A 17,598-nucleotide genomic window follows, 5' to 3' on the forward strand; every position below is an offset into this window, starting at 1 on the left:
TCCAGGTCGACCCGATCTGCTCCCACCCGGTCCGGGCGGACCGAATCCATGCCCACCGGGTCCATGCGCCCCGACCCAGGCCGACGGGATTCGCGCCGACACGATCCGCAAGCGAGGTCCAGTCGGCATGGCCCATGTCGCCGCAGCCCGCGCCGACGTGATCCGACCGACATGATCCGCGCCGACCGGGTCCGCCGGAAAGGTCCAGCCGACCGGACCGGCCGCAGAGGCCTAGCCGACCGGGTCCGCCGGATGTGGGGCCAGCAGGGGCAGCTGCGAGGCCAGTCGCTCCTCGCACAGCTCGACCAGTCGGTCGTAGCCCGCCTTGCCCATCAGCTCGGTCAGTTCCGGCCGGTAGGAGACGTACACCGGGTCGCCCGCGCCGTGCGCCGAGGTCGCCGAGGTGCACCACCAGTGCAGGTCATGGCCGCCCGGCCCCCAGCCACGACGGTCGTACTCACCGATCGACACCTGGAGCACCCGGGTGTCGTCGGGCCGGTCGATCCACTCGTACGTCCGGCGCACCGGAAGCTGCCAGCAGACGTCCGGCTTGGTCTCCAGCGGCTCCCGGCCCTCCTTGAGCGCCAGGATGTGCAGCGAGCAGCCCGCGCCGCCGGCGAAGCCGGGACGATTCTGGAAGATGCACGAGCCCTGGAAGGGGCGGGTCTGGCGGTCGCCGTCCTCGTCCTCCGAGACCCAGCCGCGCTCGGTGCCCTCGTCGTGGAACTGCCAGATCTCCGGAGTGAGTCTGGCCACATACCCGGCGACCCGCTTCTCGTCGTCCTCGTCGGAGAAGTGGGCACCCAACGTGCAGCACCCGTCGTCCGCGCGGCCCGCCTGGATGCCCTGGCAGCCGCTGCCGAAGATGCAGTTCCAGCGAGAGGTCAGCCATGTCAGATCGCACCGGAAGACCTGCTCGTCGTCCGCCGGATCAGGGAACTCCACCCACGCGCGCGCGAAGTCGAGCCCCTTCTCGTCGGCTGCCAGGGCCTTCTTCGCCTTCTTCGGTGACTTCACCGGCGACTTCGCCTGCGAAGAACCGGTGGAAGATTTGTCGGTCTTCGCCTTTTTCGTCTTTGGCACGCGTCCAGGGTAAGACGCTTGGCAAGGCTCCGGGGACGGTCGACCGCGCAGGTGGCAGTAGCGTTCCGTACATGAGACTCGGTGTCCTCGACGTGGGATCGAACACGGTGCATCTGCTGGTGGTGGATGCGCACCCGGGCGCGCGCCCGCTGCCCGCGCACTCGCACAAGGTGGAGCTGCGCCTTGCCCAACTCCTCGACGAGGGCGGGGCCATCGGCCCCGAAGGGGTCGACAAACTCATAGGAGTCGTCAAGGAGGCCCTCCAGGCCGCCGAGGACAAGGGCGTCGAGGACCTGCTCCCCTTCGCCACCTCCGCCGTGCGCGAGGCCAGCAATGCCGACGACGTCCTCGCGCGCGTGCAGGCCGAGACCGGCGTCGAGCTCCAGGTCCTCACCGGCGCCGAGGAGGCCCGGCTCACCTTCCTCGCCGCCCGCCGCTGGTTCGGCTGGTCGGCGGGGAAGCTGCTGGTCCTGGACATCGGCGGCGGCTCCCTGGAGATCGCCTACGGCATCGACGAGGAGCCCGACGCGGCGGTCTCGCTGCCGCTGGGCGCCGGCCGGCTCACGGCGGGCTGGCTGCCGGGCGACCCCCCGGACCCCGAGGCCATCAGGGCGCTGCGCCGCCATGTCCGCGCCCAGATCGCCCGCACGGTCGGCGAGTTCAGCCGCTTCGGCGCCCCGGACCACGTGGTCGCCACGTCCAAGACGTTCAAGCAGCTGGCCCGTCTCGCCGGCGCCGCCCGCTCCACCGAGGGCCTCTACGTCCAGCGCGAGCTGAAGCGGGAGTCCCTGGAGGCGTGGGTGCCGCAGCTGGCCGGGATGACGACGGCACAGCGGTCGGAGCTGCCCGGGGTCTCGGAGGGCCGCGCGGGACAGCTGCTCGCGGGTGCCCTGGTGGCCGAGGGCACGATGGACCTGTTCGGCGTGGAGAACCTGGAGATCTGTCCGTGGGCGCTGCGGGAAGGCGTGATTCTGCGTCGACTCGATCACATGAGATCGGCGTAGCGACCTACTCGGTCACATGCGATCCAGGTGGGGAACCCGGGCGGTACGGCGCACCCGCGCCCCGCCTATGGCACTCACCACAACGGCCATCAGGCGCCCCGCACCCCACCCACCCCAACCCTTAGGCTGACCCCCGTGGCAGAACCAGTCGTACGGATCCCGGATGCGAAGGTCGCGCTCTCCACGGCCTCGGTGTACCCGGAGTCCACGGCGACGGCCTTCGAGATCGCCGCACGCCTCGGCTACGACGGTGTCGAGGTCATGGTGTGGACCGACCCGGTGAGCCAGGACATGGAAGCCCTGCGCCGCCTGTCCGACTACCACCAGATCCCGATCCTCGCCGTACACGCCCCCTGCCTGCTCATCACCCAGCGCGTGTGGTCCACCGACCCCTGGGTCAAGCTCCAGCGCGCCCAGGCGGCCGCCGAGAAGCTCGGGGCGTCCACCGTCGTCGTGCACCCGCCGTTCCGCTGGCAGCGCCAGTACGCCCGCGACTTCGTGAGCGGGATCTGGCGCATGGCGAACGAGACGGACGTCCGCTTCGCCGTCGAGAACATGTACCCCTGGCGCTACCGCGACCGCGAGATGCTCGCGTACGCCCCCGACTGGGACGTGACGAAGGAGGACTACCGTCACTTCACGATCGACCTCAGTCATTCCGCGACGGCCCGCTCCGACGCGATGGACATGGTCGACCGGATGGGAGACCGCCTCGGCCACGTCCACCTCGCCGACGGCCGCGGCTCGGCCAAGGACGAGCACCTGGTCCCCGGACGCGGCACCCAGCCCTGCGCCGAGCTGCTGGAACGTCTCGCCCTGACCGGCTTCGACGGCCATGTCGTCATCGAGGTCAACACCCGGCGCGCGATGTCCAGCGCCGAACGCGAAGCAGACCTGGCGGAGGCGCTGGCGTTCACCCGTCTCCACCTGGCGTCCGCGGTGAAGGTGCCGCGGCCATGACCGGCGGCGCCACCGCGCGCAAGCGGGGCCGACCCCCTCGTACGGAATCGGCCGACACCCGCGACCGCATCCTGACCGCGGCCCGCGAGGAGTTCTCCGAGCGGGGCTACGAGAAGACCTCGGTGCGCGGCATCGCCAAGGCGGCGGGGGTCGACTCGGCCCTGGTCCATCACTACTTCGGCACCAAGGAACAGGTCTTCGAGGCGGCGATCGAGGTTGCGGCGGCCCCCGCACTGGGCGCCGGGGACGCGGTCGCCGAGGGCCCGCTGGAGGGCGTCGGAGAGCGTCTGACGCGCTTCGTCTTCGGCGTCTGGGAGAACCCGGCGACCCGTACGCCCCTGCTGGCGATCGTCCGCTCGGCGGTCAACAACGAGACCGCGGCCGCCGTCTTCCGCCGTATCGTCGCCTCCCAGCTGCTGCGCCGCATCGCCGCCCAGGTCGACCTCCCGGACGCCGAGCTGCGCGCCGAGCTGGCGGCCGCGCAGCTGGTGGGGACGGCCATGCTCCGGTACGTGATCAAGGTGGAACCGCTGGCCTCGGCGGACGTGGAGCAGATCATCGCGCGGGTGGCGCCGGTAGTGCAGGGGCATCTGACGAACCCGTGAGATGCCTGGGGTGTGTGAGGCGTCTGAGGTGCCTGAGGCGCCTGGCACGGTGAGACGGCCGTCCCGCATTCCGGACGCTGTGTCCGACCCCTGGATGACCGGCGTACGCTCAATAGCAGCCCTACCTGTCTGAAGGAGCGAGCGACGATGCCCGAGCTGAGGTCCCGCACAGTCACCCACGGCCGCAACATGGCGGGCGCCCGCGCCCTTATGCGCGCCTCCGGTGTACCCGGTGCGGACATCGGCCGCAAGCCGATCATCGCGGTCGCCAACAGCTTCACCGAGTTCGTGCCGGGCCACACCCACCTCCAGCCGGTCGGCCGGATCGTCAGCGAGGCGATCACCGCGGCCGGCGGCATCCCGCGCGAGTTCAACACGATCGCCGTCGACGACGGCATCGCGATGGGCCACGGCGGCATGCTGTACTCCCTGCCCTCCCGCGACCTGATCGCGGACTCGGTCGAGTACATGGTCGAGGCCCACTGCGCCGACGCCCTGATCTGCATCTCCAACTGCGACAAGATCACGCCGGGCATGCTCAACGCGGCCCTGCGTCTGAACATCCCCACGGTCTTCGTCTCCGGCGGCCCGATGGAGTCCGGTCGCGCCACGCTGGTCGACGGCTCGGTCCGTACGCTCGACCTGGTCGACGCGATGTCCGACGCCGTGAACGAGAAGATCTCCGATGAGGACATGCTCCGCATCGAGGAGAACGCCTGTCCGACCTGCGGCTCCTGTTCCGGCATGTTCACCGCCAACTCGATGAACTGCCTGACGGAGGCCATCGGCCTCTCGCTCCCGGGCAACGGCTCGACCCTGGCCACCCACACGGCCCGCCGCCGCCTCTACGAGGACGCGGCCCGCACGGTGATGGACATCACGCGCCGCTACTACGAGCAGGACGACGAGACGGTCCTGCCGCGCGCGATCGCCTCCTTCGCCGCCTTCGAGAACGCCATGGCCCTCGACATCGCCATGGGCGGCTCGACCAACACGATCCTGCACCTGCTGGCCGCGGCCCAGGAGGCGGAGGTCCCCTTCGGCCTCGCCGAGATCGACGCGGTCTCCCGCCGGGTTCCCTGCCTCGCGAAGGTCGCCCCGAACGTCGCGAAGAACCGCACGTACTACATGGAGGACGTGCACCGCGCCGGCGGCATCCCCGCCCTCCTCGGTGAACTGCACCGCGCGGGCCTGCTGCGCGAGGACGTCCACTCCGTCCACAGCCCCTCCCTCGCGGACTGGCTGAAGACCTGGGACGTGCGCGGCGGCTCCCCGTCCCCCGAGGCGGTCGACCTGTGGCACGCGGCCCCCGGCTGCGTCCGCTCGGCGGAGGCCTTCTCCCAGTCGGAGCGCTGGGACACCCTCGACGAGGACGCCGAGGGCGGCTGCATCCGCAGCGCCGAACACGCGTACTCCAAGGACGGCGGCCTCGCGGTCCTCAAGGGCAACCTCGCGGTCGACGGCTGCGTGGTGAAGACGGCCGGCGTCGACGAGTCCATCTGGACCTTCGAGGGCCCGGCGGTCGTCTGCGAGTCCCAGGAAGAGGCCGTCCAGAAGATCCTGACCCAGCAGGTCAAGGAGGGCGACGTCGTCGTCATCCGCTACGAGGGCCCCAAGGGCGGCCCCGGTATGCAGGAGATGCTCTACCCGACCTCATACCTCAAGGGCCGCGGCCTCGGCAAGGCCTGCGCCCTGATCACCGACGGCCGCTTCTCCGGCGGCACGTCGGGTCTGTCGATCGGCCACGCGTCCCCGGAGGCGGCGGCCGGCGGCACGATCGCGTTGGTCGAGGACGGCGACCGCATCCGCATCGACATCCCCGGCCGCACCATCGAGCTCCTCGTCGACGACACCGAGCTCGCCCGCCGCGACGCGGCACTCGGCGGGGTGTACGCCCCGAAGAACCGCGAGCGCAAGGTCTCGGCCGCGCTGAAGGCCTACGCCGCGATGGCCACGAGCGCGGACCGCGGCGCCGTGCGCGACGTCTCCAAGCTGGGCTGATCCCCGGGATCGGGTGAGGGCCGCCTCTCCGGAGGCGGCCCTTTCCGTGTCACCAGGCCGAGGGCTTGCGGGCGTTCACCGCGAAGACGGTGCCGTCGGGGGCGGTGGCGTAGACGTGGCCGTCGGCGATCACGGGCACCGACAGCGTGGCCACGACCTCGTCCGACTCACGGCCCAGCCTCGGCGGGGTCTGGCCGAGCAGAGTGCCCTGCACGGCGTCCACGGCGAGGAGCCGACCATCGGCGGCGGTGACGTAGATGCGCCGACCGTCGGTTACGGGCGCCGAGGCCTGGCTGACTGAGGTCTCGAGGGACCACAGCTGCTTCTTCGCGCGCATGTCGACGGCTACGAGGGAGCCGCCTGTGCCCAGGAGAACGACGAGGTCGCCGTGGACGGCGGCCATGGTCTGGTTCATCGGCACGGGCAACGTCACTCGCCGTGTGGCCCCGGACTCGGGGTCGTAGCGGACCACAGCTTTCGTCACGTCGTAGCTGCCTCCGTCAGCCGAGAAGAAGACGGCATCGGCCGAGGCGCCGACAGGTCTCAGCGCCCCGTCGAGCCGTGCGTCATGCGCGTCTCCCGTGGCCGGCTCCACCGTGACGATCCTCGTGCGGGTTCCGTCGGCGGATCTGCTGGTGGCGTACGCCCAAGGGCTGTCGGGGAACGACCCGAAGGAGGACGTGGTCGTCACGCCCGGTATCCGTCTGCTCCACCTGATGTCGCCCGTGGTGCTGTCGACGCCGGTGACCTTCCCGTCGGCGCCGCTCAGCAGCAGCACGCCCCGGGCATAGCCGAAGCCGCGATACGCCGACACGTCCAGCTTCCACCGCACGGTTCCCGAGGCCGGGTCGAGCGCGAGCAGCCGTTTGCCGGAGTTCGTCACCACGTGCACCAAGTCCCCTGAGAAGACCGGCGGTTCACTGGAGGAGGTGCTCTCGCCGAGTGAGCGCCGCCACAACACATGGCCGTCGGCCGGGTCGAGCGCCGTGACGAGCCCGGGCTGTGCGCACACCAGTCGCCGGGTTCCGTACGAGCACCGAGGCAGACCGCCTTCCTTCGCCTTCGGTTTCGTCACCCAAGGGCTGAACCCCGCCGAGGTGGTCCGTGCCGCGTTGTGTCTCGGGGCGGTGTCCCCGTCACCGAGGAACTGGACCGAGGCCAGCGTGACGACCGCGGCAAGGCCCAGAGCGCCGGTTGCGAGTGTCACTCCTTTGCCGGGACGCCACTTGCGGCGGCGAGGTTCGGGAGCCGGGGTAAGTGACTCGGGGCCGTGCGCCGCGCCGTCCCGCTGCGACGGAATGAAGGCCTGTGTGTCGTACGAGGCCGCGACCGACCGTAGCTCCCGCATCAACTCGTCGGGTGTGGGCCGGTCTTCGGGCTCCTTGGCCAGACATCGTTCGACGAGCGGTGCGAGATTCTCCGGTACGCCGGTCAGATCGGGCTCGTCGTGCACGACCTGGTAGGCGACGACGTACGGACTGTCGGAGTCGAACGGCCCACGCCCTGTGGCCGCGTGCACGATCACGGACCCCAGCGCGAAGATGTCGGCGGCCGGTCCGACCTCCCGTGGTCGCCGGAACTGCTCGGGCGCCATGAAGGGCGGCGTTCCGATCAACTTGCCGGTCTCGGTGCGTAGTTCGCTGTCCTTCGGCCGAGAAATACCGAAGTCGATGACCTTGGGCCCGTCCTCGGCGAGCAGCACGTTGCTCGGCTTGAGGTCACGGTGTACGACACCGACCCGGTGAATGTCCCGCAGCGCCTCAGCGAGCCCTGCCATCAGCTGGCGCAACTTGCCGGCCTTCATGGGTCCGTTCCGTTTCACCTCGTCGGAGAGGGTCGGCCCGGGAATGAACAGGGTGGCCATCCAGGGCCGTTCGGCGTCCGGATCGGCATCGACGACGGGAGCGGTGAACGCGCCGCTGACCCTCCGCGCGGCAGCGATCTCCTGTCTGAAACGCCCTCTGAACTCAGGATCCCTGGCGAATTCCGCGTGTACGACCTTCACCGCGAGCGTCATCCCCGAGGCGCTCCGGGCCAGATGTACGACGCCCATCCCTCCGGACCCCAGGTGGGATTCCAGGCGGTAGTGGCCGGCGTACTCCGGAAGTTCCGCTTCCGCGCCCGCTCCGGTGTTGTGCTGTGGCGCCATGGAACCACCCCCGTGCTGTTCGTCCGCGCGCGCGACGCACGGAGCCTAGTCGATGACTCGTACGAGACAGAGGCGGCTTGCTAGCGTTCGTGTTCGAGTTGCGCACGTCTGTTTCGCGACGTGTCGCAGGGGAATCAACGGGGCCCACGGAAAGCGTGGGATTCAACGGGGGAGGGTTTTCATGTCTGTTGACCGCGTGGAAGAGGCTGAGGGCGGCGAGCAGGAGATCGCCGTGACGGCGGTGGCTTCGGCAACGACCGTGTACTACTACCCGGTCGCTCCCGGCGTCCGGCTCAACGTCCGCAGCGGACCGGGCACCAGCTACTCCATCGTCGACGTACTCCCCGAGGGCGCGAAGGTCGCGATTCTCTGCCAGACCCCGGGCACGACCGTCGCCGGCCCCTACGGGACGACCAAGATCTGGGACTGCATCGCCAGTGGCAAGTACGTCTCGGACGCCTACGTGAGCACGGGCAGCGACGGCTACATCCGCCCGCGCTGCTCGCTCTGATTCCCGCCACACACCCCAAAGGGACGTCCATGTCATCCCCGACTCGCAGATCCGTGCTGCTCGCCGGTGCCACCGGCGGCTTCATCACAGTGCTGGGTTCGGCGACCACCGCCTCGGCGGAGGTGCGCTATTACTCGATCGCCCCGGGCTACCGGGTCAACGTCCGCAGTGGTCCCGGCACCAGCTACTCGATCGTCGATGTCCTGCCCGAGGGTTCCAGGGTCGCGATCACCTGCCAGACGCCCGGCACGACGGTCACGGGCCCCTACGGGACGACCAAGATCTGGGACTGCATCGCCAGCGGCGAGTACATCTCGGACACCTACGTGAACACGGGCAGCGACGGCTACATCCGCCCCCGCTGTTCCCTCTGAACCCCCACTCCCGCCCCACCCAGAGGACTCCCATGCCATCCCTGAAGCGCAGATCCGTCATGCTCGCCGGCCTCGCCGGCGCCTTCCTCATGGTCGGTGCGGCACATGCCGAGGCCGCTGCCGTCCGCTACTACGACACGGCCCCGGGCTATCGCCTGAACGTCCGTAGCGGGCCGGGCACCGGCTACAGCATCATCCGTGTCCTGCCCGAGGGCGCCAAGGTCCCGGTCTACTGCCAGACGCCGGGCGAGAGGATCACGGGCCCGTACGGGACGTCGACCATCTGGGACAACATCGACGACGGTGAGTTCGTGTCGGACGCGTACGTGCACACCGGCAGCGACGGCTACGTAGCCGGCCGCTGCTCCTGAACCTCACCCCCAAGCTCTGAATCTCTCCCCAAGGCACAGACATGTCATCGCTGACCCGCAGATCCGTCCTCCTCGCCTGCGCCACCGGAGCCTTCATCACGGTGAGCGGCACCACCGCCGAGGCAGCCCTGCGCTACTACCCGGTCGCCCCCGGCTACCGGGTGAACGTCCGCAGGGGCCCCGGCACCCAGTACCCCATCACCCGTGTCCTGCCCGAGGGCGCCATGGTCCCGATCTTCTGCCAGACGCCGGGCGAGAGGATCACGGGCCCGTACGGGACGTCGACCATCTGGGACAACATCGACGACGGCGAGTTCATCTCCGACACCTACGTGCAGACGGGCACCGACGGCTACGTCCGCCCGCGCTGCTCCTTCTGATCCCGCCCCCACCCCGCCCCCACTGACAGAGGACCACCCCCATGACACCGCTCAAGCGCGGCTCCCTCCTGCTCGCCGGCACCGCCGGAGCCTTCCTCACCGTCCTCGGCGCCGCCTCCCAGGCCTCCGCCGCCTCCTACGCCGTGGTCAGCACCGTGAACATGCGCACCGGCCCCGGAACCAGCTACTCCATCGTCAAGGAGATCAAGCAGGGCACGAACGTCACGCTCGTCTGCCAGACGCCCGGCCAGACGATCACCGGCCCGCTCGGCACCTCGAGCATCTGGGACAAGCTCGCCGACGGCGGCTACATCTCGGACACCTACCTGAGGACCGGCAGCGACGGCTACGTGGCCCCGCGCTGCTCGGGCTCGGGTTCGTGACCAGGGACTGCTGAACCCACTCGGAGCCCACGGCCCTCCGGAGCCATAATCGACGCGTGAGCGAAGACAACGGCACCCAGGAAACCCCCGCGGGCTCCGCACCCGGCCCCCGCCCCGAACCCATCCGCTTCTTCGGCACGACCTGGGTCGACCACGGCAACGGCTACCCGGTCCGCCGCATCGGTGCCGCCGTCGGCTCCCTCGCCGCCGCGGTCGCCTCCTGCCTGATCCTCCGCTTCGCCTTCCAGGGCCTCCAGATCGCGGACATCGGCGGCTTCGTCACCCTCCTCATGGTCGTGATGTTCGCGATCTGCAGCGCCCTCGCCTTCCGCCACACCTGGAACGGCTTCACCCGGCGCCCCGACCCCGACCGCCAGGCCTCCCTCCGCGGCCTGCTGGGCATCGGCTTCGTCGGCTCCCTCCTCGCCTACTTCTTCCGCTCCCTCACCGAGGCCCCGGGCGAGAAGCTCCACCGCGAGGAGTACGAGACCGCCGTCAAGCAGTACGAGAAGCGCACCTCCCGCCGCACCGGCAACCCGTCGAAAAAGCGCCGTCGCTCCTAGCCGGACCCCGCCTCACGCCGATGGCCGGACCCTGCTGCACACCGACAGCCGGACCCCGCTTCACACCGCCAGCCAGCCCCCGCTTCGCCCCCATGGCCGGACCCGTTCACACCGAAAAATCACCGCCCGCCCCGCCGAACCCAGTCACCATGGCGGTATGACGGCTCCCTCGCACACCGCCCGCGCCCACTCCTTCAACGCGGCCGCAGCCCAGTACGCGGCGAACCGCCCCTCCTACCCGCCCGCCCTCTTCGACGCGATCGAGGACCTCGCGGGCCGCCCGCTCACCGGCGCCCGGGTCGTGGACGTCGGCGCCGGCACCGGCATAGCGACCGCCCTCCTGCAGGCCCGCGGCGCCGACGTGCTCGCCGTCGAACCCGGCGACGGCATGGCCGCCGAGTTCCGCCGCAGCCACCCCGGCATCCCGATCGTCCGCGGCAACGGCAACACCCTGCCCCTCACCGACCACTCCGCCGACCTCCTCACCTACGCCCAGGCCTGGCATTGGACCGACCCGAGCCGCGCGATCCCGGAGGCCGTCCGCGTCCTGCGCCCGGGCGGCGCACTCGCCCTGTGGTGGAACACCGAGGCCCTCGACGTGCCCTGGATCGCCGACGCCGCCCGACGTGTCGAGAGGCACCTCGGCCTGAACCTCGCCAAGGAGAAGCTGGACGTCAACGCCCACGTCGCCGACCCCGCCGACCGCCTCGACTTCACCCGCCGCGAGGTCCGCTGGAGCCGCCGCGTCACCATCGACGCCCACCTCGCCAACCTCGGCAGCCACTCAGCCTTCCTGGTCCAGAGCGAGGAGTCCTCCGCGGCCTTCCTCGCCGAGGAGCGCGAACACCTGCTCCGCGCCTTCCCGGACGGCATGTTCGAAGAGGTCTACGACGTCATCCTGCTGCTCGCCAGGACCTGAGCCCCGCCGATAGGAACCGAGGCAGACCAGGGGCGTCTCACGCCGGCGCCCCTCCGCTCGCCAGCAACGCCTTACCCCGCCCGGCGGCCCACCCCTCCAGGGCCGCCGCGCACGCATGGTCCAGATGCCGCAGCCCGCCCAGCTCCAGCCGCACCTCCCGGTCCCGCGGCAGTGCCTCCAACTCGTCCAGCAGCTTCGGCAGCCGCAGGAACGTCGCATGCCCCAGCACCCGTACGACGATCCCCGCCTCGCCCCGGTCCTCGGTCTCCAGATGCACATGGCTGGCGTCCCACGCGGTCTTCGCCACCGCCAGCGCCAACCCCACCAACACCCCCTCGAAGAGATTGCCCACGACGATCGCCACCGCCGTCACCCCCAGCACGACCACCTCCCCACGATGCCCGCGCCACAGCACCCGCACCTCCCGCACCGGCACGAGCTTGCACCCGGCGTGCACCAGCAGCGCGGCCAGCGCCGCCACCGGAATCACCCCGAGCACCCCGGGCACGACGACTGTGAACAGCAGCAGCCACACCCCGTGCAGCACGCGGGACGCCTTGGTCTCCGCCCCGGCCCGAACGTTCGCCGCGCTCCGCACGATCACCGCGGTCATCGGCAGGGCGCCCAGCACCCCGCACACCACGTTGCCCGCGCCCTGCGCGATCAGCTCACGGTCGTAGTCGGTGCGCCGTCCGTCGTGCAGCCGGTCCACCGCCGCCGCGCTGAACAGTGACTCGGCGGACGCGATCAGCGCGAAGGCGATCACGGTCCCCAGCACGCCGACTTCCGTGAGCCGCCCGAGGTCCGAGGTCTCCGGGAGCCGCACCGCGTCCAGCAGCCCCCGCACCTCGACCCGTCGCACGTCCAGGCCGAACACCCCGGTCACCGCCGCCGCGAGGCCGACCGCGACCAGCGGCGCGGGCACCAGGCGAGCCCCGCGCTTCCATCGCGGCCACAGCAGCAGTACCGCAATAGTGGCACCCCCCACTGACAACGCCGTCGGATCGAGCAGCCAGGGCAGCGACACCAGCGCGGTCAGCTTTTCCAGCCCGCCGCCGGGCGTGGTGGCGTCGCCCAGCGCGTAGACCTGCCCGGCGACCAGGACGAGCCCGATCCCGGCGAGCATCCCGTGGACCACGGACACGGACACGGCCCGGAACCACCGCCCCAGCCGCAGCCCCCCGAGCGCCAGTTGCACCAGCCCGGCCCCGAGCACCAACACCCCGAGTGCCGCGACCCCGTACCGCTGCATGGCCTCGTAGACGAGCACCGTCAGCCCGGCCGCCGGCCCGCTCACCTGGAGGCTGCTGCCGGGCAGCGCCCCGGCTATCAGGCCGCCGACGATCCCGGTCACCAGCCCCAGCTCGGCGGGCACACCGGAGGCCATGGCGACGCCCACACACAGCGGCAGTGCCACGAGGAACACGACAAGGGACGCGAGCAGATCGGCCTTGCGTACGCCACAGCGCATGACTCGCATGACAGGAGCACCTCCGGTGATCGGCTGGAGATGCGCGGGCGCCGTACCGGGGGAGGGCACGGCTGATGGACGTACGCGGCATATGACCTCGTACTGAAATCCATTGTCGGGAACGGGAGTTGATCGTGCACCCGGTTCCCGTGACCACAGGAGGCATCAGGAGGCATCCGGAGGCATCCGGAGGTGCGCGAACCGGATCACCCGCCTCCGATCACGCCGCCGCGCGCCTGCGCCGCCGTACGCACCGGCTTGACGGGCTCCGTCCGCGGGAGCATTATTCATCACATGATGAATTACTCTCCCGGACCGCCCGACGCCCTCCCCGACACCCCGACGACCACCCCCGCCGTCCGAGCCGAAGGCCTCACCGTCGTCCGCGGCCCCCGCACCGTCCTGCGCGGCCTCGACTTCACCGTCCCGCGCGGCCAGATCACCGGACTGCTGGGCCCCTCCGGATGCGGCAAGTCCACCCTCATGCGCTCCATCGTCGGCACCCAGGCCAAGGTCACCGGCACCCTCGACGTCCTCGGCAGCCCCGCAGGACACGCCACCCTGCGCACCCGCATCGGCTACGTCACCCAAGCCCCCTCCGTCTACGACGACCTGACCGTCCGCCAGAACCTCGACTACTTCGCCGCGATCCTCACCCCCGGCCACGCGGCCGCCGACCGCCGGCACGCCGACGTCACCCGCGTCATCGACGACGTCGACCTCACCAACCACAGCGACGCCCTCGCCGGCAACCTCTCCGGCGGCCAACGCAGCCGCGTGTCACTGGCCGTGGCCCTCCTCGGCACCCCCGAACTCCTCGTCCTCGACGAACCCACGGTCGGCCTGGACCCGGTCCTGCGCCGCGACCTCTGGAACCTCTTCCACGACATCGCCGCCACCCGCGGCGCCACCCTCCTCATCTCCTCCCACGTCATGGACGAGGCCGAGCGCTGCCACCGCCTCCTCCTCATGCGCGAGGGCCAGATCCTCGCCGACGACACCCCCGACGCCCTGCGCACCCGCACCGGCTCCGAGACCGTCGAAGCGGCCTTCCTGCACCTCGTCGACGAGGCCGTCGCGGCCGGACGCAAGAAAGAAGAGACGACCCGATGAGCACCACGACAGCCACCACCCCCGTCGCCCCCGCCCCGACCAGCGCCCTCAGCGCATCCCGCACCATCGCCACCGCGGCCAGGGTCCTGCGCCAGCTCCGCCACGACCCGCGCACCATCGCCCTGATGATCCTGATCCCGTGCGTGATGCTGCTCCTGCTGCGCTACGTCTTCGACGGCAGCCCGCGCACCTTCGACAGCATCGGTGCCTCCCTCCTTGGGATCTTCCCGCTGATCACGATGTTCCTGGTCACCTCCATCGCCACCCTGCGCGAACGCACCTCCGGCACCCTCGAACGCCTCCTCGCCATGCCGCTGGGCAAAGGCGACCTCATCGCCGGCTACGCCCTCGCCTTCGGCACCCTCGCGATCATCCAGTCCGCCCTCGCCACCGGCCTCGCCGTCTGGTTCCTCGGCCTGGACGTCACCGGCAGCCCCTGGCTCCTCCTCCTGGTCGCCCTGCTCGACGCCCTCCTCGGCACCGCCCTCGGCCTCTTCGTCTCGGCCTTCGCCGCCTCCGAGTTCCAGGCCGTCCAGTTCATGCCGGCCGTGATCTTCCCCCAGCTCCTCCTCTGCGGCCTGTTCACCCCGCGCGACAACATGCACCCCGTCCTGGAGGCCATCTCCGACGTCCTGCCCATGTCCTACGCCGTCGACGGCATGAACGAGGTCCTCCGGCACACCGACATGACCGCCACCTTCGTCCGCGACGCCCTGATCGTGGCCGGCTGCGCCCTGCTGGTGCTGGGCCTGGGTGCGGCAACCCTGAGGCGCAGGACGCAGTAACCGACGTCCCGCCCTGCGGACAGCCGCGCCGCGCACCCACCCCCGGTGCGAGGATGAACCCCGGACGACAAAACCCCCGGAGGGCACCCGCAGCCATGACCCAGAAAGTCGCAGTCCTCGGCACCGGCAAGATCGGCGAAGCCCTGCTCAGCGGAATGATCCGAGGCGGCTGGGCCCCCGCCGACCTCCTGGTCACCGCCCGCCGCCAGGAACGGGCCGAAGAACTCCGCACGCGCTACGGAGTCAGCCCCGTCACCAACGCCGAGGCCGCCAAGACCGCCGACACCCTGATCCTCACGGTCAAGCCGCAGGACATGGGCACCCTCCTCGACGAACTCGCCCCGCACGTCCCCGCCGACCGCCTGATCATCAGCGGCGCGGCGGGCATCCCCACCTCCTTCTTCGAGGAGCGCCTCGCCACGGGCACCCCCGTCGTCCGCGTCATGACGAACACCCCGGCCCTCGTCGACGAGGCCATGTCCGTCATCTCCGCCGGCACCCACGCCACCGCCGAGCACCTCGCCCACGCCGAGGAGATCTTCGGCGCCGTCGGCAAGACGCTCCGCGTCCCCGAGTCCCAGCAGGACGCCTGCACCGCCCTCTCGGGCTCCGGCCCGGCGTACTTCTTCTACCTGGTCGAAGCCATGACGGACGCCGGCATCCTGCTCGGCCTGCCCCGCGACAAGGCCCACGACCTCATCGTCCAGTCCGCGATCGGCGCCGCCACGATGCTCCGCGACAGCGGTGAGCACCCGGTCAAGCTCCGCGAGAACGTCACGTCCCCCGCGGGCACCACGATCAACGCCATCCGCGAACTCGAGAACCACGGCGTACGAGCAGCCCTCATCGCCGCCCTCGAAGCCGCCCGCGACCGCAGCCGCCAACTGGCCTCCGGCAACAACAGCTGACGACGCCCGGCCGCCCTCCACCCAGGGGGCGGCCCAGCGCACGCCCTACGCGCTCACGGCGATATCCGCAGCCGCGGCCGCCGGCAGCAACCCGATCGCCCGATAGGCCGCATCGACGGTCGGCCTGGCCATGGCCCGAGCCTTCTCCGCACCATCCCGCAGCACCCCCTCCACATAGCCGGGATCCGCGCACAACGCCTTGTGCCTCTCCTGCACGGGCCTGAGGACCTCGACCACGGCCTCAGCGGTGTCCTTCTTCAAGGCGCCGTACGACTCGTATACACCGCTCAGTTCCTCCGGGTTCCCACCCGTGCACGCCGCGAGGATCTCCAGCAGGTTGGCGAGACCGGGCTGCCCCTCCCGGTCGTACACCACATCCCGCCCGCTGTCGGTCATGGCCCGCATGACCTTCTTCCGCACCACGTCCGGCTCGTCGAGCAGATAGACGATCCCGGGCCCGACGTCCTCGCTCTTGCCCATCTTCGAGCCCGGGTCCTGGAGGTTCATGACCCGAGCCCCCACCGCCGGCGGCGTGGCCCGCGGCACCACGAAGGTGTGCCCGTACCGCTGGTTGAACCGCACCGCGAGATCCCGCGTCAGCTCCACATGCTGCGTCTGGTCATCCCCGACCGGCACCTCGTCGGCCCCGTAGGCCAGGATGTCCGCCGCCATCAGCACGGGATACGTCAGCAACGACAGCCGCACACTCCCACCCCGCTGCCGCTCCCGCGCGGCCTTCTCCTTGTACTGGATCATCCGCCGCATCTCCCCGTCCGTGGCGACGCACTCCAGCACGTACGACAACCGCGCGTGCTCATCGACATGACTCTGTACGAAGACGGTGCACAGCTCCGGATCCAGTCCGGTGGCCAACAGCAACGTCGCCGCCTGCCTACTGAGCCGCCGTACCCGCGCCGGATCGTGGTCCACGGTCAGCGCGTGCAGATCGACCACACAGAACAGGGCGTCGGACTGGTGCTGATCGACGGCAGCCCACCGCCGCATGGCTCCCAGGTAGTTCCCCAGCGTCAGATGCCCGGTCGGCTTGACCCCACTGAAGACCCGCGTCATCTCTACTCCACCTCCTGGTCGAGACCGCCGACCCCGACGGCCGGCCCTCAGGAGCTCTGGAGGGAGATACGAGAACGGCCGCCGAAGCGGCGGCCGTTGGATGCATACGTAAGTCCGGCCGCCGTCAGGCGGCCCACCACTGCTGGGTGTACGTACGCGTCGTCATGCGGACCAGGGTACGCCTCCAGGGTCCTGCCCGGCGCTGAGTTGACACTCCCCGCCCCCATACGTAGTGTTCTCCGAGTTGTCCGACGTGAGCGCCGACTCCGGTCGGTCCCCGGACAGCCATTCCGCAAGTACCAACAACTAGTCGACTGCCGTCGATCCGGCCGCAGTCTTCTTATTGGCATGCGTATTTGCGAAATGAGGAATCCGCGTTCGAAAGGACGCAGCCCCGATTAGCGCGGGGCAGCGGAGTCCGCTAAAGTCTCACTCGTCGGAACGGCCCAACAGCCGGGAAGACAAACCCCGCTGACTGGGAGTCAGGCCCGAAAGGATCTGATAGAGTCGGAACCGCCGAAAAGGGAAACGCGAAAGCGAGAACCTGGAAAGCACCGAGGAAATCGGAACCGGAAACGGTCTGATAGAGTCGGAAACGCAAGACCGAAGGGAAAAGCCCGGAGGAAAGCCCGAGAGGGTGAGTACAAAGGAAGCGTCCGTTCCTTGAGAACTCAACAGCGTGCCAAAAATCAACGCCAGATTAGTTGATACCCCGTCTGAGGCCATCACGGCCGAAGATGAGGTTCCTTTGAAGAAACATACAGCGAGGACGCTGTGAACGGTCGGGCCTATTCCGCCTGACTGTTCCGCTCTCGTGTATGTGCACCCGATTACGGGTAAACATTCACGGAGAGTTTGATCCTGGCTCAGGACGAACGCTGGCGGCGTGCTTAACACATGCAAGTCGAACGATGAACCACTTCGGTGGGGATTAGTGGCGAACGGGT

Annotated in this window: 18 protein-coding genes and 1 rRNA gene; 15 read left to right on the plus strand and 4 right to left on the minus strand. The window is 69.9% G+C overall.

Features of this window, described 5'->3' with window-relative positions; translation table 11 throughout:
* Positions 1–231 precede the first annotated feature (231 nt).
* A complete protein-coding gene (locus ABKA17_RS17495) occupies positions 232–1,083 on the minus strand; it encodes a DUF3109 family protein (RefSeq protein WP_502994261.1) in 852 nt (283 codons plus the stop codon).
* Positions 1,084–1,154: 71 nt separating this feature from the next.
* On the opposite strand from ABKA17_RS17495, the gene ABKA17_RS17500 reads away from it, so the two are divergent.
* From ABKA17_RS17500 to ilvD, 4 genes are all read left to right on the plus strand, one after another.
* The gene (locus tag ABKA17_RS17500) at positions 1,155–2,087 is read left to right on the plus strand and encodes a Ppx/GppA family phosphatase (protein ID WP_353692972.1); all 933 of its coding nucleotides are present in this window, start codon (positions 1,155–1,157) and stop codon (positions 2,085–2,087) included.
* Positions 2,088–2,222: 135 nt separating this feature from the next.
* Positions 2,223–3,047 (plus strand): sugar phosphate isomerase/epimerase family protein, encoded by an 825-nt coding sequence (locus ABKA17_RS17505; protein ID WP_353692973.1) that lies wholly within the window; start codon positions 2,223–2,225, stop codon positions 3,045–3,047.
* Positions 3,044–3,652, plus strand: coding sequence for a TetR/AcrR family transcriptional regulator (locus tag ABKA17_RS17510; protein WP_353692974.1), 609 nt, complete (start codon positions 3,044–3,046; stop codon positions 3,650–3,652). The genes ABKA17_RS17505 and ABKA17_RS17510 overlap by 4 nt, the downstream gene beginning before the upstream one ends.
* A gap of 147 nt (positions 3,653–3,799) precedes the next feature.
* Positions 3,800–5,653, plus strand: coding sequence for a dihydroxy-acid dehydratase (ilvD, locus tag ABKA17_RS17515; RefSeq protein ID WP_353692975.1), 1,854 nt, complete (start codon positions 3,800–3,802; stop codon positions 5,651–5,653).
* A 49-nt stretch (positions 5,654–5,702) separates the two neighbouring features.
* On the opposite strand, the gene ABKA17_RS17520 is transcribed toward ilvD, so the two are convergent.
* Positions 5,703–7,802, minus strand: coding sequence for a protein kinase domain-containing protein (locus tag ABKA17_RS17520; protein ID WP_353692976.1), 2,100 nt, complete (start codon positions 7,800–7,802; stop codon positions 5,703–5,705).
* A gap of 181 nt (positions 7,803–7,983) precedes the next feature.
* Here ABKA17_RS17520 and ABKA17_RS17525 point away from each other — a divergent pair, with 181 nt between their 5' ends.
* The 7 genes from ABKA17_RS17525 to ABKA17_RS17555 all read left to right on the plus strand — a co-directional run bounded on the left by ABKA17_RS17525 (position 7,984) and on the right by ABKA17_RS17555 (position 11,303).
* Positions 7,984–8,313, plus strand: coding sequence for an SH3 domain-containing protein (locus tag ABKA17_RS17525; RefSeq protein ID WP_353692977.1), 330 nt, complete (start codon positions 7,984–7,986; stop codon positions 8,311–8,313).
* A 29-nt stretch (positions 8,314–8,342) separates the two neighbouring features.
* On the plus strand, positions 8,343–8,687 hold the full coding sequence (locus tag ABKA17_RS17530) for an SH3 domain-containing protein (protein ID WP_353692978.1): 345 nt from the start codon (positions 8,343–8,345) through the stop codon (positions 8,685–8,687).
* A 59-nt stretch (positions 8,688–8,746) separates the two neighbouring features.
* On the plus strand, positions 8,747–9,058 hold the full coding sequence (locus tag ABKA17_RS17535) for an SH3 domain-containing protein (RefSeq protein ID WP_353693024.1): 312 nt from the start codon (positions 8,747–8,749) through the stop codon (positions 9,056–9,058).
* Positions 9,059–9,099: 41 nt separating this feature from the next.
* Complete coding sequence (locus ABKA17_RS17540; protein WP_353692979.1) at positions 9,100–9,438, plus strand: hypothetical protein; 339 nt, start codon at positions 9,100–9,102, stop codon at positions 9,436–9,438.
* Between the two features lie 41 nt (positions 9,439–9,479).
* The gene (locus ABKA17_RS17545) at positions 9,480–9,821 is read left to right on the plus strand and encodes a hypothetical protein (protein ID WP_353692980.1); all 342 of its coding nucleotides are present in this window, start codon (positions 9,480–9,482) and stop codon (positions 9,819–9,821) included.
* Positions 9,822–9,877: 56 nt separating this feature from the next.
* The gene (locus ABKA17_RS17550) at positions 9,878–10,384 is read left to right on the plus strand and encodes an EamA/RhaT family transporter (RefSeq protein ID WP_353692981.1); all 507 of its coding nucleotides are present in this window, start codon (positions 9,878–9,880) and stop codon (positions 10,382–10,384) included.
* A gap of 157 nt (positions 10,385–10,541) precedes the next feature.
* Positions 10,542–11,303 (plus strand): class I SAM-dependent methyltransferase, encoded by a 762-nt coding sequence (locus ABKA17_RS17555; protein WP_353692982.1) that lies wholly within the window; start codon positions 10,542–10,544, stop codon positions 11,301–11,303.
* A gap of 37 nt (positions 11,304–11,340) precedes the next feature.
* Here ABKA17_RS17555 and ABKA17_RS17560 read toward each other — a convergent pair whose 3' ends face one another.
* The gene (locus ABKA17_RS17560; protein WP_353693025.1) at positions 11,341–12,774 is read right to left on the minus strand and encodes a SulP family inorganic anion transporter; all 1,434 of its coding nucleotides are present in this window, start codon (positions 12,772–12,774) and stop codon (positions 11,341–11,343) included.
* Between the two features lie 294 nt (positions 12,775–13,068).
* Between ABKA17_RS17560 and ABKA17_RS17565 the strand changes: the two genes are divergently transcribed.
* The 3 genes from ABKA17_RS17565 (at position 13,069) to proC (ending at position 15,580) form a co-directional block, all read left to right on the plus strand.
* Positions 13,069–13,887, plus strand: a complete 819-nt coding sequence (locus ABKA17_RS17565) for an ABC transporter ATP-binding protein (RefSeq protein WP_353692983.1) — start codon at positions 13,069–13,071, stop codon at positions 13,885–13,887.
* On the plus strand, positions 13,884–14,672 hold the full coding sequence (locus ABKA17_RS17570) for an ABC transporter permease (RefSeq protein ID WP_353692984.1): 789 nt from the start codon (positions 13,884–13,886) through the stop codon (positions 14,670–14,672). The genes ABKA17_RS17565 and ABKA17_RS17570 overlap by 4 nt, the downstream gene beginning before the upstream one ends.
* A gap of 95 nt (positions 14,673–14,767) precedes the next feature.
* Positions 14,768–15,580, plus strand: a complete 813-nt coding sequence (gene proC, locus ABKA17_RS17575; RefSeq protein WP_353692985.1) for a pyrroline-5-carboxylate reductase — start codon at positions 14,768–14,770, stop codon at positions 15,578–15,580.
* 45 nt (positions 15,581–15,625) lie between these two features.
* Here the strand turns inward: proC and trpS are convergent, their stop codons facing one another.
* Positions 15,626–16,651: a tryptophan--tRNA ligase gene (gene trpS, locus ABKA17_RS17580; RefSeq protein ID WP_353692986.1), complete on the minus strand. Its 1,026-nt coding sequence runs from the start codon at positions 16,649–16,651 to the stop codon at positions 15,626–15,628.
* Between the two features lie 843 nt (positions 16,652–17,494).
* Between trpS and ABKA17_RS17585 the strand changes: the two genes are divergently transcribed.
* Positions 17,495–17,598 (plus strand): 16S ribosomal RNA (locus tag ABKA17_RS17585); the annotation flags it as partial.

This window comes from Streptomyces sp. RG80 (genome assembly GCF_040446465.1).
In the GTDB taxonomy this organism is placed as follows: domain Bacteria; phylum Actinomycetota; class Actinomycetes; order Streptomycetales; family Streptomycetaceae; genus Streptomyces.

What these genes read in the sequence shown, in the direction of transcription:
- ABKA17_RS17500 (WP_353692972.1), top strand. Translation starts at nt 1,155, where the DNA reads ATGAGACTCGGTGTCCTCGACGTGGGATCGAACACGGTGCATCTGCTG.
- ABKA17_RS17510 (WP_353692974.1), top strand. Translation starts at nt 3,044, where the DNA reads ATGACCGGCGGCGCCACCGCGCGCAAGCGGGGCCGACCCCCTCGTACG.
- ilvD (WP_353692975.1), top strand. Translation starts at nt 3,800, where the DNA reads ATGCCCGAGCTGAGGTCCCGCACAGTCACCCACGGCCGCAACATGGCG.
- ABKA17_RS17520 (WP_353692976.1), bottom strand. Translation starts at nt 7,802, where the DNA reads ATGGCGCCACAGCACAACACCGGAGCGGGCGCGGAAGCGGAACTTCCG.
- ABKA17_RS17525 (WP_353692977.1), top strand. Translation starts at nt 7,984, where the DNA reads ATGTCTGTTGACCGCGTGGAAGAGGCTGAGGGCGGCGAGCAGGAGATC.
- ABKA17_RS17530 (WP_353692978.1), top strand. Translation starts at nt 8,343, where the DNA reads ATGTCATCCCCGACTCGCAGATCCGTGCTGCTCGCCGGTGCCACCGGC.
- ABKA17_RS17535 (WP_353693024.1), top strand. Translation starts at nt 8,747, where the DNA reads ATGCTCGCCGGCCTCGCCGGCGCCTTCCTCATGGTCGGTGCGGCACAT.
- ABKA17_RS17540 (WP_353692979.1), top strand. Translation starts at nt 9,100, where the DNA reads ATGTCATCGCTGACCCGCAGATCCGTCCTCCTCGCCTGCGCCACCGGA.
- ABKA17_RS17545 (WP_353692980.1), top strand. Translation starts at nt 9,480, where the DNA reads ATGACACCGCTCAAGCGCGGCTCCCTCCTGCTCGCCGGCACCGCCGGA.
- ABKA17_RS17555 (WP_353692982.1), top strand. Translation starts at nt 10,542, where the DNA reads ATGACGGCTCCCTCGCACACCGCCCGCGCCCACTCCTTCAACGCGGCC.
- ABKA17_RS17560 (WP_353693025.1), bottom strand. Translation starts at nt 12,774, where the DNA reads ATGCGCTGTGGCGTACGCAAGGCCGATCTGCTCGCGTCCCTTGTCGTG.
- ABKA17_RS17565 (WP_353692983.1), top strand. Translation starts at nt 13,069, where the DNA reads ATGATGAATTACTCTCCCGGACCGCCCGACGCCCTCCCCGACACCCCG.
- ABKA17_RS17570 (WP_353692984.1), top strand. Translation starts at nt 13,884, where the DNA reads ATGAGCACCACGACAGCCACCACCCCCGTCGCCCCCGCCCCGACCAGC.
- proC (WP_353692985.1), top strand. Translation starts at nt 14,768, where the DNA reads ATGACCCAGAAAGTCGCAGTCCTCGGCACCGGCAAGATCGGCGAAGCC.
- trpS (WP_353692986.1), bottom strand. Translation starts at nt 16,651, where the DNA reads ATGACGCGGGTCTTCAGTGGGGTCAAGCCGACCGGGCATCTGACGCTG.